Raw genomic sequence first — 15,668 nt, 5'->3', positions numbered from 1 at the left:
ATCACAAAAACATGAAACGATTAATACGGATAGGTTTATTAGTTTTGTTACTTATGCCCGTCATGTTAGTAGCGGGTTGTCAAACGGTCACCCAGCGTGCCGATACTCAGGATACTTGGTCGCAAATTAAAAAGCGTGGCAAAGTGGTCATTGGAGTCGATGATTCCTTTGTTCCGATGGGGTTTCGCGAAATAAATGGGAAACTAGTTGGTTATGATGTTGATTTAGCGCGAGCCGTTTTTAAACAATACGGGATTAAAGTAGATTTCCAGACCATTGATTGGTCAATGAAGGAAACTGAGTTGCGAAACGGTACGATTGATGCCATTTGGAATGGTTACTCAGTTACGAAAGAACGAAAGGCAAAGGTTGCCTTTACCCGTTCATACCTTTTGAATCGTCAAGTTTTGGTCACGAAGAAAAAGAGTCACATCCTAAATCTAAATGATATGGCCGGCAAAGTCTTAGGATTACAAACCGGGTCGACAGCAGCGGCGGATCTCGATGCCCAACCGAAGCTGTTAAAAGATAAGATTAAAGATCAAACCCCAATTCTTTATGATACCTTCCCCAGTGCCTTTATTGATTTAAATGCGGGGCGGATTCAAGGAATTTTGATGGATGAAGTTTATGCTAACTACTATTTAAAGCATTTATCTAATTCAGGAAGTTATCGTACCCTAATTAGCAAGGCCTTCCCAGCTGATAGTTTTGCGGTTGGGTTACGAAAAGGTGATAAGACGCTTAAAAAGAAGATTAATGACGGTTTAGCCAAACTCCAAAAGGATGGAGAGTTAGCCAAAATTAACGAAAAATGGTTTGGAAAAAAGAGTAATTATCTCGGACCGGTTAACGCTAATAACTAAATGTAGTATAATGGACTGAATAATTTTAGGCTGAACATTACGATGTTTCGGCCTTTTTGATTGCAAAGGAAAATAACATGGATAAACAAATTATGGCAGGGGTGCACTTACATGTCATTCCGACCCACCAATTCCAAACCACGAAAATTATGATGACTTTTACCAGCCGTCAAACCGCAACCAATGCGGCCGTTCGAAATCTGTTGACTAATATCCTATCAACTAGTTCGGCTAAGTACCCAACCCAAACCGCCTTAGCACGACAACTATCAAATTTATATGGCGCGATGATTGGCGCCTATGTATCGCGCTTGTCTTATGCTCACGTGATGCGCTTTAAAATTAGTGTGATCAACGAACGATATACTGATCAACCGCTTTTACCGCAAGGTTTTGACCTCTTAAAAGAATTAATTTTTAATCCTTTAATGAATGCGGATGGCTTTGATGCCTTGACCTTCAAGTTACAACAGGAAAATCTGATTAATACCTTAAAATCATGGGATGATGATAAGCAATTTTATGCTCTCCGCCAGGTGGAAGAGTTAGTTTTTCAGAATGATCCAGTACTAGCGACCCCAAGTACGGGGACGGTGGATCAAGTTGCCGAACTTACCAATCTTGATTTGATGCGGGCGTATCAAGATATGATTGCTAAGGATCGAATTGATATTTATGTCGTTGGTGATGTTGATGCAGCTGAAGTAGAACAGTTAGTATCTCAGTTGCCGCTAAAAGAGCGTCAGTTCAATCAATTTGCGGTTTTAACGAGACCTAATTGGCAAGGTGACGTGCTTGAGAAAGTTGAGCACCAACCGATTGAACAAGCTAAATTAGACCGAGTATATTTATGTCCAGTTAATTATCGGGAACCACTTTATCGGGCGGCAATGGTGATGAATGGCCTTCTCGGGGGAACCCCCTATTCATTCTTATTTACTAACGTTCGCGAGCAAGCCTCGATGGCTTATTATGCAAGTAGCTCACTCCGGCCCTTTAACGGTCATTTGGTCATGCAAACTGGGATTCAACCGGACAATGTGACAGCTGTGCAAACGTTGCTTGATCGACAAGTCACACTCTTGCAGGCAGGAGATTTTAGTTTAGAGCGGTTGCAAATGGTTAAAGATGCATTAATTAATCAATATGAAACCAGTCAGGATTACCAAAATTCGCTCTTGGAACGCCAACTAACTGCTACGCTAACGGGAATTGCCACAGCTAATGATTTTGCAAAAGAGATTCAAGCGGTGACTAAAGACCAGGTAGTTGAAGTCGCCCAAGGCTTATCTAAGTGTGTCGAGTATGTATTAACAGGAGAGGATTAAATGGGAGCGAAAATGGCAGATCCGGTTGTGCGGAAAGTTTTAGCTAATGGTTTAACAGTGCAGTTGTTACCTATGGCGAATTTCCATAAAACCTATGCGATTTTAACAACTAACTTTGGCTCAGTAGATCGTAAATATAAATTATCCCCCAATGATGAATGGAAAACCATTCCCGATGGGATTGCTCATTTTTTAGAACATAAACTGTTTGAAAAAGAAAATTATGATGCCTTTGAGCTTTTTGGCGAACATGGGGCGGATGCCAATGCCTTTACTGGTTTTACCCAGACCAGTTACTTGTTTTCTACTACCAGTCAATTAAAGGAAAATTTGGAAGTTCTGTTAGATTTTGTACAAGCGCCATATTTCTCAGCGGCTTCGGTCGCCAAGGAACAAGGGATTATCGGCGAAGAAATTAAGATGTATGCGGATAATCCGGGAAATCGATTGTATATGGGAATGATGGAGAATTTATATCCACATGATCCGATGCATATTGATATTGCAGGAACCGTCGAATCGATTGCCCAAATTACGCCAGAGACGCTGTATGAGGTTTATCGGGCCTTTTATCAACCATCGAATATGACCTTGAGTGTTGTGGGGGCTTTGGACGTGGAAGAAACATTTAGCTGGATTGAAGATAATCAGGCGGCCAAAGAATTCATCTCAGCCCCCAAGCCCATTCGTTATCCTATTATTAGTGATTCATCAGGAGCAGATGTCATCAAATCGCGGACGATTTCAATGGCCGTTGAACGTCCGAAAGTTATGGTCGGTCTACGCGGTTTATCAAGTTGGTCTAAGGGCCGGGATCGTTTGAAAGCTAAATCAGCCATTGAATTAGGGTTGGAAATGTTGTTTGATGATACGACAGATAATTATTTACAACTTTATAATCGAGGGATTTTAGATGACTCTTTTAGTTTTTCTTTTGAGATTGAAAGAGGCTTTCATCTTGCCTCCTTTGCAACCGAAACGGACCAGGTTCAGGCCTTTATTGACGAAATGAAAAAGGTTTTAGAAAATGCCGAACAATTACTGGTGGCAGACCAAGATCAATTTGAAGCCACTAAACGAGCCTCATTAGGTCGTTTGATCTTCAATTTAGATTCTCCAGAAGCCATTGCCAATCGGTTTGAAGGAGCTTTGTTCGATCAAGCAACGATTTATGATGAGATTGCGGTTTTAGAAGAAATCACTTTTGAAGATGTTTTATCGGCTACTTTGAACTTTATTAAACCAATGTGTTTGACGGCAATGGTGATTAATCCTTTGCATAATGATTAATCGCAGATGAAACGAATTATGCTATACTAGCTATGAAACAAACGATTACGAGGAAGAGATCATGGCGGCGGAGACAATAGGTCATGAATTACAATCGGCCCGTTTAGAACTGGGCATGACCATCGATGATTTACAACAACAAACCCGAATTCAACGTCGTTATCTATTAGCGATTGAAGATGGCCGATTTGAGGTTCTACCAGGACCTTTTTATATTCAAGCTTTTATTAAGCAATACGCTGATGCGGTGGGCTTAAATGGGAATATTTTATTACGACAACATCAAGATGAGATTCCTAAAAATCAAGTGGTGGTCAATCGGAAGGTTCGACGGCCACTGCATCAACAATCCCTGATTCAACAGGTTTCACCTTTATCACGGGTGGAACAAGAAGATGATATTTTAAGTAATGTTACTGATCGTCGAACTCGCCGGCTTTTACAAATTTTTCCGGTAGCGGCTTTGTTTGGGATTGTTATGATCATTCTACTGAGCATTGTTATTGCCATGTTTTTATACTAATCTAAAGGAGTTTCAACGTGAATTTACCGAATAAGTTAACGGTCTTACGACTAATTTTAATCCCCTTTCTCTTATTATTGATGGTTTTACCGCTTAATTGGGGAACCGTTAGTTGGTGGGGGGCCTCAATTCCAGTAGCCGAACTAATTGCAGCCATCATCTTTATTGGAGCCTCTATTACCGATAATTTGGATGGTCAAATCGCGCGGCGGCAACATTTAGTGACGAACTTCGGGAAATTTGCCGATCCGCTAGCTGATAAGCTATTGGTAATGACCGCCTTTGTCTTGTTGGTTGAACAACATGTGCTACCTGGCTGGGCCGTGAGCATCATTGTTTGGCGAGAACTTGCCATTACAGGTTTACGACTCTTAGTGGTGGAACAAAATGGACAGGTAATGGCTGCCCAAATGCCGGGAAAGATTAAGACAACGACGCAATTAATAGCGATCATCTTTTTGCTTTTGCATAATGTCGGTTTTGCTCTGATTAACGTCCCATTTGGTCAAATCATGTTCTATATTTGCCTATTCTTTACTGTTTATTCAGGGATTGACTATATTTATCAAGCTCGTTCTGTATTCGCAGATGGGTTTAAATAAGCTAATGGGGAGAGCTAGGGTACCTTTTAGGTGACCCTGGGCTCTCTTTTGTTATATACTGGGCAAAGGAAACAAAATTTGATGGATAAAACCATTGAAATTATCGTATATGTTGATAAGGGGACAAGTTTATGGAAATGCTTAATCAACAATTAGTAAATGTGGCACAAGAAGTGGTAGCAGCTCTCAAAGATCGTCAATGGAAGATTACTGCGGCCGAAAGTCTGACGGCTGGAATGTTTCAAAGTACCATCGCGAGCGTGGCAGGTGCCTCGGCGATCTTTGATGGCGGTTTTGTCACCTATGCAGCCAGTGCCAAAGCCAATTTATTAAAGATCGATCCGCAATTAATTCAGCAACATGGGGTGGTTTCATCACCTGTTGCAGGGGCAATGGCTCGGAATGCGAGTCAAATTATGAAGGCCCAAATTGGGGTCGGCTTAAGCGGCGTGGCCGGACCAGATTCTCTGGAGGGTCATCCAGCTGGCACAGTTTGGTTAGGAATCGCAATAAATGGACAAGTAAAGACTAAATGCTTACACCTTGATGCTAGTCAAGGGAGACAAGCTGTCCGGCAACAGAGCGTCCTGGAAGCCTTACGAATAGTATTAAATGAACTTGAAAAATAATTCGAACTTTTGTTCGATAAAATGCTTGTGTTTTACAAATAACCTGTTATCATAATTAATATGAATTGCGACAAAGGAGGACAGCAATTTGGCTGATCAACGTGAAGCGGCATTAGAAAATGCCTTGCGTAAAATTGAAAAGAATTTTGGGAAAGGCTCCATCATGCGGATGGGTGATGCAGCTGATACCAAAATTGCGACCGTTTCTAGTGGCTCCTTGGCCATTGATGAGGCGTTGGGGGTCGGGGGCTACCCACGGGGACGGATTATTGAAATGTACGGTCCAGAAAGTTCTGGGAAGACGACGGTTGCCTTGCACGCTGTTGCCGAAGTTCAACGGCGAGGCGGGACGGCCGCTTATATCGATGCCGAAAATGCTTTGGACCCTCAATATGCTTCAGCATTAGGGGTTAATATTGGCGACCTATTATTATCCCAACCTGATACTGGGGAACAAGGCTTGGAAATTGCGGATGCCTTAATTGCTAGTGGGGCGGTAGATATTGTGGTTGTTGATTCGGTAGCTGCTCTTGTACCACGGGCTGAAATTGAAGGTGAAATGGGTGATACCCATGTTGGTCTGCAAGCTCGGTTAATGTCCCAAGCCTTACGGAAGTTATCTGGGGAGATCAATAAAACGAAGACCATTGCGATCTTCATTAACCAAATTCGGGAAAAGGTTGGGGTGATGTTTGGTAACCCTGAGACGACCCCTGGTGGACGAGCTTTGAAGTTCTATTCAACTATTCGACTTGAAATTCGGCGAGGCGAACAATTAAAAAATGGAACTGAAGTAATCGGTAATCGCGCTAAAATCAAAGTTGTTAAGAACAAGGTTGCGCCACCATTCAAACGGGCCGAAGTCGATATTATGTATGGGGAAGGAATTTCCAAGACTGGTGAATTGCTTGATATGGCCGTTGAAAAAGATCTGGTTAATAAGAGCGGGGCTTGGTACTCCTATAAGAATGATCGAATTGGTCAAGGACGTGAAAATGCTAAGGTTTGGTTAGCAGAACATCCTGAAGCCATGAATGAATTGATGAATGAAGTTCGAGTTGCTTATGGGATGGAAGCTGACGAAACCGTTGCAACTCCAGAAACTGGCGAAGTAAAGCAAGAAACTTTAGAAGAAGCATCTTCAGAAGATTAATAATTAAGAATGGTCCATCGTGGAATTCCATGATGGATTATTTTTTACCTTCATGAGTAATTGACAGAGCTATTTCACCAGTCTAAAATTAATTAGTATGCAATTTTGTATACATAAATAAATTTTTAGAGGTGAAAGTATGACAGGAATTGTCATCTTGATCGCCCTGATTGCTATTGTTGCCGGTGGTGGAATCGGCTATATGATCCGTAAATCAATGTTTGAAAAACGGATTATGCGTGCTCATGTGAGCGCTGAAGGAATTATCACAGCTGCTAAAAAGGAAGCCGAAACAGCAAAAAAAGAGGCGATCCTGGAAGCAAAAGAAGAGAGTCATCGTTATCGTGAAGGTGTTGAACAAGAATTGAAGGGACGCCGTCAAGATGTACAAAAGCAAGAAGAACGACTTTTGCAACGAGAAAATTCTCTTGATCGAAAAGATAATGCTTTAGAAAACCGTGAAAACGCAGTTAGCAAACGAGAACAAAAACTTGATCGCCGAACTGAAAAAGTGGAACGCGACGAGCAACAGGTAGCAAAGCTAGTTGATCAGCAGGCCCAAGAGTTGCAACGAATTGCTGGTTTGACCAATGAAGAGGCCAAGGAACAATTATTTGATCAATTGAACCATCAATTAGCGGGTGAACGAGAGAAATTAATACGCGAGAGTGAAACGGAAGCACAATATACGGCTGATAAGAAAGCTAAAGGATTAATCGTAGAAGCCATCCAACGCAGTGCGGCTGATATGGTTTCCGAAGCGACGGTGACAGTAGTTAACCTACCAAATGATGATATGAAGGGACGAATCATTGGTCGCGAAGGTCGGAATATTCGAACGATTGAAACTTTAACTGGGATTGATCTGATTATTGATGATACGCCGGAGGCAGTCATCCTAAGTGGATTTGATCCGGTTCGCCGGGAGATCGCTAAAATTGCTTTGGATCGATTAATTAAGGATGGCCGAATTCATCCTGCGCGAATTGAAGAAGCGGTTGATAAGGCGCGCGAAGAAATGGATGCACATTTGCGCGAAGTAGGTGAGCAAACGGTTTTTGATTTAGGAATTCACGGTTTGCATCCAGATCTCATTAAGACGATTGGTCGGATGAAATATCGGACTAGTTATGGTCAAAATGTCTTACAGCACTCCATTGAGGTTGCTAAATTAATGGGAATTTTAGCGGCTGAATTGGGTGAAGATGTAGCCTTAGCTAAACGGGCTGGCTTATTGCATGATATTGGGAAGGCGATTGATCATGAGGTGGAAGGTTCACATGTCGAACTCGGGGTTGAATTAACCCAAAAGTACCAAGAAAATCCAGTAGTGATTAATGCCATTGCTTCTCATCACGGCGATGTACCGGCGGAATCAGTAATTGCCGTCTTAGTACAAGCTACCGACGCGATTTCTGGAGCACGCCCAGGTGCGCGGAGTGAATCCTTAGAGCAATATATTCAACGACTAACAAAGCTGGAAGCTCTGGCTAATGAGCATGAAGGGGTCAAGAATTCATATGCAATTCAAGCCGGTCGCGAAATTCGGGTAATGGTTCAGCCAAACAAGGTTTCGGATAAACAATCAGCAGCCTTAGCCTTTGATTTAAAGAACGAAATTGAGCAACAACTTGAATATCCAGGACATATTAAAGTGACGGTAATTCGTGAAACCCGATCAATTGAATATGCCAAATAACTTCCCAAGAAGGGGTGCGAGAAACCATTGGTTTTTGCGACACTCCTTTTTGTTTTTATCAATAAAATCGATTAAAATAGTAATAGTATTGACAGAATTAAAGGGGGATCAATAATGGCCAAGGCAACGCCCATGATGGAACAGTATCAAAAGATTAAAGATCAATATCCAGATGCCTTTTTGTTTTATCGGCTTGGGGATTTTTATGAGCTTTTTAATGACGATGCAATCAAAGGCTCCCAAATCCTGGAATTGACCCTGACATCACGAAGTAAAAACGCTGATAACCCGATTCCAATGTGTGGAGTTCCTCACCGAGCCGTTGATAGTTACATTGATATCTTAATTGATAAGGGATATAAGGTCGCTATCTGTGAACAAATGGAAGATCCTAAGTTAACTAAAGGGATGGTGAAACGGGAAGTGACCCGTTTAGTTACGCCGGGGACCCAGATGGACTTGGGGGGAGAACAATCTCGTCAGAACAACTACCTAACGGCCCTAATCGAGCGAAATGGGCATTTCGATTTGGCTTATACGGATTTATCGACGGGAGAATTGAAAACCACCAGTGTTGATCGTTGGTCGATGGCTTTGAATGAATTAGTAAACTTACAAACTCGTGAAGTAGTTGTGAATGAGCTAACTGAAGAATATCGGCAACAGCTGCTGCGTCAAAATATTCTTTTATCACAGCAAAAACAAATGGCCGATCAGGCTGAAGTGACCTATTTAACTCAAGATGTCGTAACATCAGAACAAAAACAAGTAGTGACCTTACTGGTGTCATATTTATTAACGACGCAAAAACGTTCGCTTGATCATATGCAACGTGCGGTTTCTTACCAGCTTGATGCTTACATGAAAATCGATCATCATTCCAAGGCTAATTTGGAGTTGATGACCAATATGCGAAGTGGTAAGCGTCAAGGGACCTTGGCTTGGTTGATGGATGAGACGAAAACGGCGATGGGAAGTCGACTCCTAAAACAGTGGCTAGAGCGACCGTTAATTGATGAACAAGCTATTATCGAACGTCAGGATAAAGTTCAGGTTTTCTTAGATCATTACTTTGAACGACAAAATTTACAAGCCGAGTTAACCAAGGTCTATGATTTAGAACGACTAGCGGGTCGAGTAGCCTATGGAAGTGTGAATGGTCGTGACTTGATTCAGTTAAAGACGTCGCTACAACAAGTTCCGAAAATTCGCTATATTTTAGAGGAAATGGATTCACCGATTTTTGATCAGTTTGTTGATCAGCTAGATCCTTTAACTGATATCGCCGATGCGATTGAACGAGCAATTAAGGATGAACCACCAATTTCAGTAACGGATGGAGATTTAATTAAAGATGGCTATCATCGGCAGTTAGATGATTATCGTGACGCCATGCAGAATGGTAAGCAATGGATCGCGGATTTACAGGCAAAGGAACGAAATCTAACCGGAATTAATAACCTTAAAATAGGTTATAATCATGTTTTTGGTTATTACATTGAAGTTACTAAAGCCAATTTGGATAGGTTACCAGAAGGTCGGTATGAACGGAAACAGACTTTAACAAACGCCGAACGGTTCTCGACGCCAGAATTGAAAGAACGAGAAGCGTTAATTTTGGAAGCCCAAGAGAAATCGACGGCTCTTGAATATGAATTGTTTGTTGCCTTACGAGATCAGGTCAAAGCTGAAATTCCGCGTTTACAGGAATTAGCGAAGAATTTATCAGAAATTGATGTTTTACAGAGCTTTGCTGTGGTCAGTGAGAATTACCATTTTGTTCGGCCGACTTTAAATCATGATCATAATTTGGAGATCATTGCAGGACGACACCCTGTTGTTGAGAAATTTCTCGGTCATCAGGCTTATGTTCCCAATGACGTTTTGATGGACCCTGAAACGGCCATTCTGTTGATTACGGGACCTAACATGTCTGGTAAAAGTACTTATATGCGCCAATTAGCTTTAATTGCCGTGATGACTCAAGTAGGTTGTTTTGTGCCGGCTGAATCAGCTCGGATGCCAATCTTTGATCAGATTTTCACCCGAATTGGTGCGGCTGATGATCTGGTATCTGGGGAAAGTACCTTCATGGTCGAAATGATGGAAGCTAACCGGGCCTTATCAAATGCTACGGCTAATAGCTTAATTTTATTTGATGAGATTGGCCGCGGGACGGCTACCTATGACGGAATGGCATTAGCTCAATCAATTATTGAATATGTTCATGCCCATATTGGAGCCAAAACGCTCTTTTCAACTCACTATCATGAACTTACCAGCTTGGATCATGAACTGATGCACTTGAAAAATGTCCATGTGGGAGCAACGGAAGAAAATGGGGAACTCGTTTTCTTACATAAAGTTACGGATGGGCCAGCAGATAAATCTTATGGGATTCATGTGGCCAAGTTAGCGGGAATGCCTGGTGATCTATTGCATCGGGCTAATGAAATCTTAAGTCGTTTGGAAGGTCAAGCACCCGAGGAAGCCATCCCCTTATCCGAAGCAGAATCAACTTCAAATGTGACTAAAGTTAAAGAAGCAACGGGGCAATTAGCTTTATTTGATGAACCAGAAAGCAAACCAGTTGCGGATCAACATGAAAAATTGTATCAACAGATAAAGTCACTGAATCTGATGGGAATGACGCCAATGGAGGTTATGAATCAGGTTTATCAGTGGCAACAGAAGTTAAAGTAGGCATTAAAGATGGGTAAAATACATGAATTAGATCGCGTCTTAGCCGACCAAATTGCGGCAGGCGAGGTGATTGAACGACCGGCTTCGATCGTGAAAGAATTAGTTGAAAATTCAATTGATGCCCATAGTAGTCGGGTTGATATTTTAGTTGAAGAATCCGGGTTAAAAGAAATTCGCATTATTGACAATGGTGACGGAATAGCGGCTGACGATCTAGCAATTGCTTTTCGGCGTCACGCCACCAGTAAGATTCAGCATCAACAAGACTTGTTCCGAGTTCAGACCATGGGTTTTCGGGGGGAAGCTCTACCAAGTATTGCTTCCGTGGCGGATGTGACTATGACTACTTCTACTGGTCAAGATGCTGGTAATCTGATTCATCTTAAAGGTGGTGAGCTTATTAAACAGCAAGCCGCTTCGGCACGACCGGGGACTGATATTACCGTCAAAGACCTGTTTTTTAATACGCCAGCGCGTTTGAAATATTTAAAATCACCGCGAACGGAACTAAGTCGGATTGTCGATTTAGTGAACCGGCTGGCCTTAGCTGAACCAAACATTGCTTTTAGTCTTACTCATAATGGTCGCGAACTTTTTCGCTCGGCTGGTAACGGAAATTTACAACAGGTGATTGCCGCGATTTATGGGAATTCGGTTGGCGAAAAAATGCTCCCATTGGATGCTGCGGATCCTGATTTTAAAATCAGTGGTTATTTGTCATTACCGGAAATGACCCGGTCTAGCCGTCAATATATGACCGTGACGATTAACCATCGTTACATTTATAATTTTCAACTGACCAAAGCAATTATTACTGGCTATGGTTCGAAATTAATGGTCGGGCGCTATCCAATTGTGGTATTGGATGTTGAACTGGATCCATTATTAGTCGATGTGAATGTTCATCCCGCTAAGCGTGAAGTACGGTTGAGTAAAGAAAGTCAGTTGGCGAATCTAATTTCTTCCAGTGTCGAAGAGACGATTTCACAAATGAATTTAATTCCTGACGTTGGACAACGGGCAAAGGAATTAGTTGAGGACCATCCGTCAGTTACGGCAGTTCATGAAGCGACAACTTCACCGTTAGAGCCAATCACCCCTAATCCACCGATTATTATTAATGCGCGTGCGGATCTGGCAAGTCCGGCCTTACATGATTTTGATCAACGATATCAAACCAACCCAGTGAAAGAACCGCCTTCTGGAAACAAAGCTAGCCTTGAACAAACGGAAGAGCTTGAATTAGCAATTGAAGATCATGAAAAAAATTCCTCAGATCGCTTTCCTAATTTGACATATATGGGCCAATTGCACGGGACCTATTTATTGGCTCAAGCTACTGATGGCTTGTATATTATTGATCAGCATGCGGCTCAGGAACGGATTAATTACGAACACTATCGACAGGCTATCGGCGAAGTTAATGATGATCAACAAACCTTTTTGGAACCATTGATTTTAAATTATTCTTTGGCGGATGCATTAAAGATCCAAGATCATCTTGCGACCTTAAAATCGGTTGGTCTATACTTAGAAGCTTTTGGTCAGAATAGTTTTATGTTGAGCAGCCACCCGACTTGGTTTGTGGCAGGTCAAGAAGAAGCTACTGCCCGGGAAATGATTGATTGGGTGATTGAAACTGGTCACTTAACGGTCGCTGAATTTCGCGAAAAGACAGCAATTATGATGAGCTGTAAACGAGCGATTAAGGCTAATCATTATCTTGATGACCAACAAGCACAGGCCTTACTAGCACGCTTGCCGGAATGTGAAAATCCCTTTAATTGTCCGCATGGACGTCCAGTAACCGTCCATTTTTCCCCGAGTGATTTGGAGAAATTATTTAAACGGATTCAGGATTCCCATCAACCCTTTGCGGATGAATTTGACGATCATATTTAGAATAAAGGAGTTTAGCTTTGTTTAATTACTTAAATGGTTTAATTACCGAAGTTACCCCCGACTATATCGTGGTAGATATTCAAGGTGTCGGCTATCAAGTTCAAGTGGCGAATCCCTATGCCTATCAAGCGGGGGTTAAAGATCCCGTTAAAGTATATATTTATCAATCAGTTCGAGAGGACAGTATCACTTTATTTGGTTTTCAATCCAGTGCTGATAAACATTTGTTTTTACAATTGATTTCCGTTTCTGGAATTGGACCGAAGAGTGCTTTAGCGATTCTGGAAACGCCGGATCATCAAGCCTTGATCGAAGCCATTCAGCAAGGCGATGATAAATACTTGGCAAAATTTCCAGGAATTGGCAAGAAAACGGCCGGTCGGATCATTGTGGAACTACGAGATCGCCTCACCATTGATGAACAACCAATGAACGCAACTGCTTCGATGCCAATTAGTGACGATCCGGCCTTAATGGATGCCATGGCGGCCTTAATTGCCTTAGGTTATACGGAGAAACAGGTAGCTAAAGTTGAAAAGACCCTTCAAAAAGAAGCAGCCGGTTCAACTAATGACTATATTAGTCGAGGATTGAAATTACTGAATTAAGGGGAAATTAGATGGAAGTGGACGAAAACTTGCGCGATTTGACTTCTAATGAGGTTAATGACGAGCAAGAAGCAGCGGTCGAATTAAGTTTACGACCACAACGTTTAGCAGAATATATTGGCCAAGCGGCCCTAAAAGAAAAATTAACGGTTTATATTCAAGCGGCTAAAGCCCGTGAAGAAGCTTTGGACCACGTTTTATTGTATGGCCCCCCAGGTTTAGGGAAAACGACGCTCGCCATGGTAATTGCCAATGAAATGGCGGTGCAAATCCGGACAACAAGCGGTCCAGCAATCGAAAAGCCAGGTGATTTAGTAGCCTTATTGAATGAATTACAACCAGGCGATGTCTTATTCATTGATGAAATTCATCGATTACCAAAAGTGGTTGAAGAAATGCTTTATTCAGCCATGGAAGACTACTATATTGACATTGTCGTTGGTGAAGGTCCAACCGCCCATCCTGTTCATTTTCCTTTACCACCCTTTACTTTAATTGGGGCTACCACACGAGCGGGAGCTTTATCGGCCCCCTTACGTGACCGCTTTGGCATTGTTGAACGGATGAATTATTACCAAGCAGCGGAATTAGCACAAATTATTAAACGCTCAGCGACAATTTTTGAAACGGCCATCGATGAAACCGGGGCCCATGAACTGGCCTTACGATCTCGAGGAACCCCACGGATTGCAAATCGACTCTTAAAACGGGTTCGTGATTTTTCAGAAGTGGCGGGGCAAGCAAGAATTGATCTTGATACAGTTAAAAAGTCATTAGATCTCTTAAAAGTCGATAATCTGGGGCTTGATGAAGTCGATCGCAAACTTTTAACCACTATGATTAATTATTATCATGGTGGGCCGGTCGGTTTAAAAACGATTGCTGCTAATATTGGTGAAGAAACAACCACTATCGAAGAAATGTATGAGCCGTATTTATTACAAATTGGACTGTTAAGTCGGACGCCACGTGGTCGTCAAGTCACCATGGCAGCCTATGATCATTTAAAGATCCCATATCCAGGAGCGTAGTCATGACCCAATCACAACTAGTACCCATGCTTAATCAAGAAACCATTTCACCATTAACCGCGATGGAATGGCAACAGCTAGGGATTAAAACCTTAGCTGTGACCGCGGTTGATAATTTAAGGACTGAGCAACACGCTAAGTTTACTACCATCGGTGGTTGGGCTAAGTTTTATCAGTGGTCTGGTCAAGTGATCGCTTGGAGTGGGATTCAGGCTCCATTTAAAAAGATTAATAAGAACACGATTAAGAGTGGGGCTACCTATTGGCGACAGCAACAGTCTCAGAAACTAACTTTAAGTGATTATGAATGGTGGTTGGCAGGCGTTCAGGCAGATATCGTGCTGCCCTTGGCACAAGCCGCACCTTACTATGGACCCGTTGATGATATTGAGCGAGCCGTCGAGGTTAATCTTGCTTGGCAAAATCACCATCTTTGGGGAGTGATTCAGGGAGCGGGCTTGAAACGAGCCCGTCAGCGTTCGGTTCAAGGATTGATCGATCAGGGTGTGCAAAATTTTGTTTTGGGTGGTAATAACCAACACCTACCATTTGATGAATGGCAACGAATTAATGAAGCTATTTTGGCAATGCTACCTGATGGAAGACAAACGATGATGAGAGTTAGTTCGCTTGCCGAGTTACAGCAAGCGGTATCTTGGAAAATAAACTATATTTTGACCGATTTACCACGCTATTGGAATCGGCATCGAAAGGTATTCTGGTCAGGTCAGCTTGTAGATTTATCAGAGGTGAATGATGCTAGTACTCGGTTAATGCAAGAAGAAACAGTTTTAGGAGAACGGCTCTTAATGTCTCATAATTGGCAACAGTTAAATAATTTACTTAAAAATAATGATTAAACTAGCTTTTTAGATCTTATTTCGGTATATTAGAAATATTAAAGCTAATGATAATTTAAGAAGGGTGGAAGAAATAGTGTCAAGTATGTCAGGAATTATTCTAATTATCTTTATGATCGCATTTATGTACTTCTTTATGATGCGACCACAACAAAAGCAACGAAAGGAACACCAGGAAATGGTGAATAGCTTACAACCTGGCGATGAAGTGGTGACGATTGGTCGGCTTCATGGGGTTGTTAGTGAGGTTAATGCAAGTAACCAAACCGTTACTATTGACTGTGAAGGGATTTACCTTACTTTTGATTTAAATGCCATTGCCCGGGTTAACCGGCCAACGGCTGCTCCTACTTCTAACGAAAGTTCACAAAGCGAAAGTACTAGTGAATCAACTAGTGAAGCTGCTTCTGAAACAAGTGAAGAAGTAACGAGCGAAAGTGAATCAGAAACCAAGGCTGAATAAGACGATTTTGA

General features: G+C 42.0%; 14 protein-coding genes. All 14 read left to right on the top strand.

Annotation, left to right across the window (positions count from 1 at the left end):
* Positions 1 to 11: 11 nt before the first annotated feature.
* The 14 genes from PS3_RS09630 to yajC all read left to right on the top strand — a co-directional run bounded on the left by PS3_RS09630 (position 12) and on the right by yajC (position 15,657).
* Positions 12 to 866, top strand: a complete 855-nt coding sequence (locus PS3_RS09630; RefSeq protein ID WP_007122839.1) for an amino acid ABC transporter substrate-binding protein — start codon at positions 12 to 14, stop codon at positions 864 to 866.
* A gap of 77 nt (positions 867 to 943) precedes the next feature.
* Positions 944 to 2,194: an EF-P 5-aminopentanol modification-associated protein YfmF gene (gene yfmF / locus PS3_RS09625; RefSeq protein ID WP_007122838.1), complete on the top strand. Its 1,251-nt coding sequence runs from the start codon at positions 944 to 946 to the stop codon at positions 2,192 to 2,194.
* Positions 2,195 to 3,484: an EF-P 5-aminopentanol modification-associated protein YfmH gene (gene yfmH / locus PS3_RS09620; protein ID WP_007122837.1), complete on the top strand. Its 1,290-nt coding sequence runs from the start codon at positions 2,195 to 2,197 to the stop codon at positions 3,482 to 3,484.
* Between the two features lie 61 nt (positions 3,485 to 3,545).
* On the top strand, positions 3,546 to 4,007 hold the full coding sequence (locus tag PS3_RS09615; protein WP_040468866.1) for a helix-turn-helix domain-containing protein: 462 nt from the start codon (positions 3,546 to 3,548) through the stop codon (positions 4,005 to 4,007).
* Between the two features lie 17 nt (positions 4,008 to 4,024).
* Entirely contained in the window at positions 4,025 to 4,609 is a 585-nt protein-coding gene (pgsA, locus tag PS3_RS09610; protein WP_007122836.1) for a CDP-diacylglycerol--glycerol-3-phosphate 3-phosphatidyltransferase, read from the top strand.
* A 131-nt stretch (positions 4,610 to 4,740) separates the two neighbouring features.
* Positions 4,741 to 5,238, top strand: coding sequence for a CinA family protein (locus PS3_RS09605; protein ID WP_050950921.1), 498 nt, complete (start codon positions 4,741 to 4,743; stop codon positions 5,236 to 5,238).
* A gap of 88 nt (positions 5,239 to 5,326) precedes the next feature.
* On the top strand, positions 5,327 to 6,391 hold the full coding sequence (recA, locus tag PS3_RS09600; RefSeq protein ID WP_007122834.1) for a recombinase RecA: 1,065 nt from the start codon (positions 5,327 to 5,329) through the stop codon (positions 6,389 to 6,391).
* A 139-nt stretch (positions 6,392 to 6,530) separates the two neighbouring features.
* Positions 6,531 to 8,090: a ribonuclease Y gene (rny, locus tag PS3_RS09595; protein WP_040468860.1), complete on the top strand. Its 1,560-nt coding sequence runs from the start codon at positions 6,531 to 6,533 to the stop codon at positions 8,088 to 8,090.
* A gap of 111 nt (positions 8,091 to 8,201) precedes the next feature.
* Positions 8,202 to 10,793 (top strand): DNA mismatch repair protein MutS, encoded by a 2,592-nt coding sequence (mutS, locus tag PS3_RS09590; RefSeq protein ID WP_100207310.1) that lies wholly within the window; start codon positions 8,202 to 8,204, stop codon positions 10,791 to 10,793.
* Between the two features lie 9 nt (positions 10,794 to 10,802).
* Entirely contained in the window at positions 10,803 to 12,695 is a 1,893-nt protein-coding gene (gene mutL, locus PS3_RS09585; protein ID WP_007122831.1) for a DNA mismatch repair endonuclease MutL, read from the top strand.
* 17 nt (positions 12,696 to 12,712) lie between these two features.
* Positions 12,713 to 13,303 carry a Holliday junction branch migration protein RuvA gene (ruvA, locus tag PS3_RS09580; RefSeq protein WP_007122830.1) on the top strand — a complete coding sequence of 197 codons (591 nt, stop codon included), beginning with the start codon at positions 12,713 to 12,715 and terminating at the stop codon, positions 13,301 to 13,303.
* An 11-nt stretch (positions 13,304 to 13,314) separates the two neighbouring features.
* A complete protein-coding gene (gene ruvB, locus PS3_RS09575) occupies positions 13,315 to 14,334 on the top strand; it encodes a Holliday junction branch migration DNA helicase RuvB (RefSeq protein ID WP_176662271.1) in 1,020 nt (339 codons plus the stop codon).
* A gap of 2 nt (positions 14,335 to 14,336) precedes the next feature.
* Positions 14,337 to 15,194, top strand: coding sequence for a tRNA guanosine transglycosylase family protein (locus tag PS3_RS09570; protein ID WP_007122828.1), 858 nt, complete (start codon positions 14,337 to 14,339; stop codon positions 15,192 to 15,194).
* 85 nt (positions 15,195 to 15,279) lie between these two features.
* A complete protein-coding gene (yajC, locus tag PS3_RS09565) occupies positions 15,280 to 15,657 on the top strand; it encodes a preprotein translocase subunit YajC (RefSeq protein WP_050950920.1) in 378 nt (125 codons plus the stop codon).
* Positions 15,658 to 15,668 lie beyond the last annotated feature (11 nt).

Source organism: Limosilactobacillus gastricus PS3 (assembly GCF_000247775.1).
GTDB lineage: Bacteria > Bacillota > Bacilli > Lactobacillales > Lactobacillaceae > Limosilactobacillus > Limosilactobacillus gastricus_A.
Note: the sequence above shows the minus strand (reverse complement) of the source record. Positions and strands in the feature narration are given on the sequence as shown.

What these genes read in the sequence shown, in the direction of transcription:
- rny (WP_040468860.1), top strand. Translation starts at nt 6,531, where the DNA reads ATGACAGGAATTGTCATCTTGATCGCCCTGATTGCTATTGTTGCCGGT.
- yfmH (WP_007122837.1), top strand. Translation starts at nt 2,195, where the DNA reads ATGGGAGCGAAAATGGCAGATCCGGTTGTGCGGAAAGTTTTAGCTAAT.
- mutL (WP_007122831.1), top strand. Translation starts at nt 10,803, where the DNA reads ATGGGTAAAATACATGAATTAGATCGCGTCTTAGCCGACCAAATTGCG.
- yfmF (WP_007122838.1), top strand. Translation starts at nt 944, where the DNA reads ATGGATAAACAAATTATGGCAGGGGTGCACTTACATGTCATTCCGACC.
- ruvB (WP_176662271.1), top strand. Translation starts at nt 13,315, where the DNA reads ATGGAAGTGGACGAAAACTTGCGCGATTTGACTTCTAATGAGGTTAAT.
- PS3_RS09570 (WP_007122828.1), top strand. Translation starts at nt 14,337, where the DNA reads ATGACCCAATCACAACTAGTACCCATGCTTAATCAAGAAACCATTTCA.
- PS3_RS09630 (WP_007122839.1), top strand. Translation starts at nt 12, where the DNA reads ATGAAACGATTAATACGGATAGGTTTATTAGTTTTGTTACTTATGCCC.
- PS3_RS09615 (WP_040468866.1), top strand. Translation starts at nt 3,546, where the DNA reads ATGGCGGCGGAGACAATAGGTCATGAATTACAATCGGCCCGTTTAGAA.
- yajC (WP_050950920.1), top strand. Translation starts at nt 15,280, where the DNA reads ATGTCAGGAATTATTCTAATTATCTTTATGATCGCATTTATGTACTTC.
- PS3_RS09605 (WP_050950921.1), top strand. Translation starts at nt 4,741, where the DNA reads ATGGAAATGCTTAATCAACAATTAGTAAATGTGGCACAAGAAGTGGTA.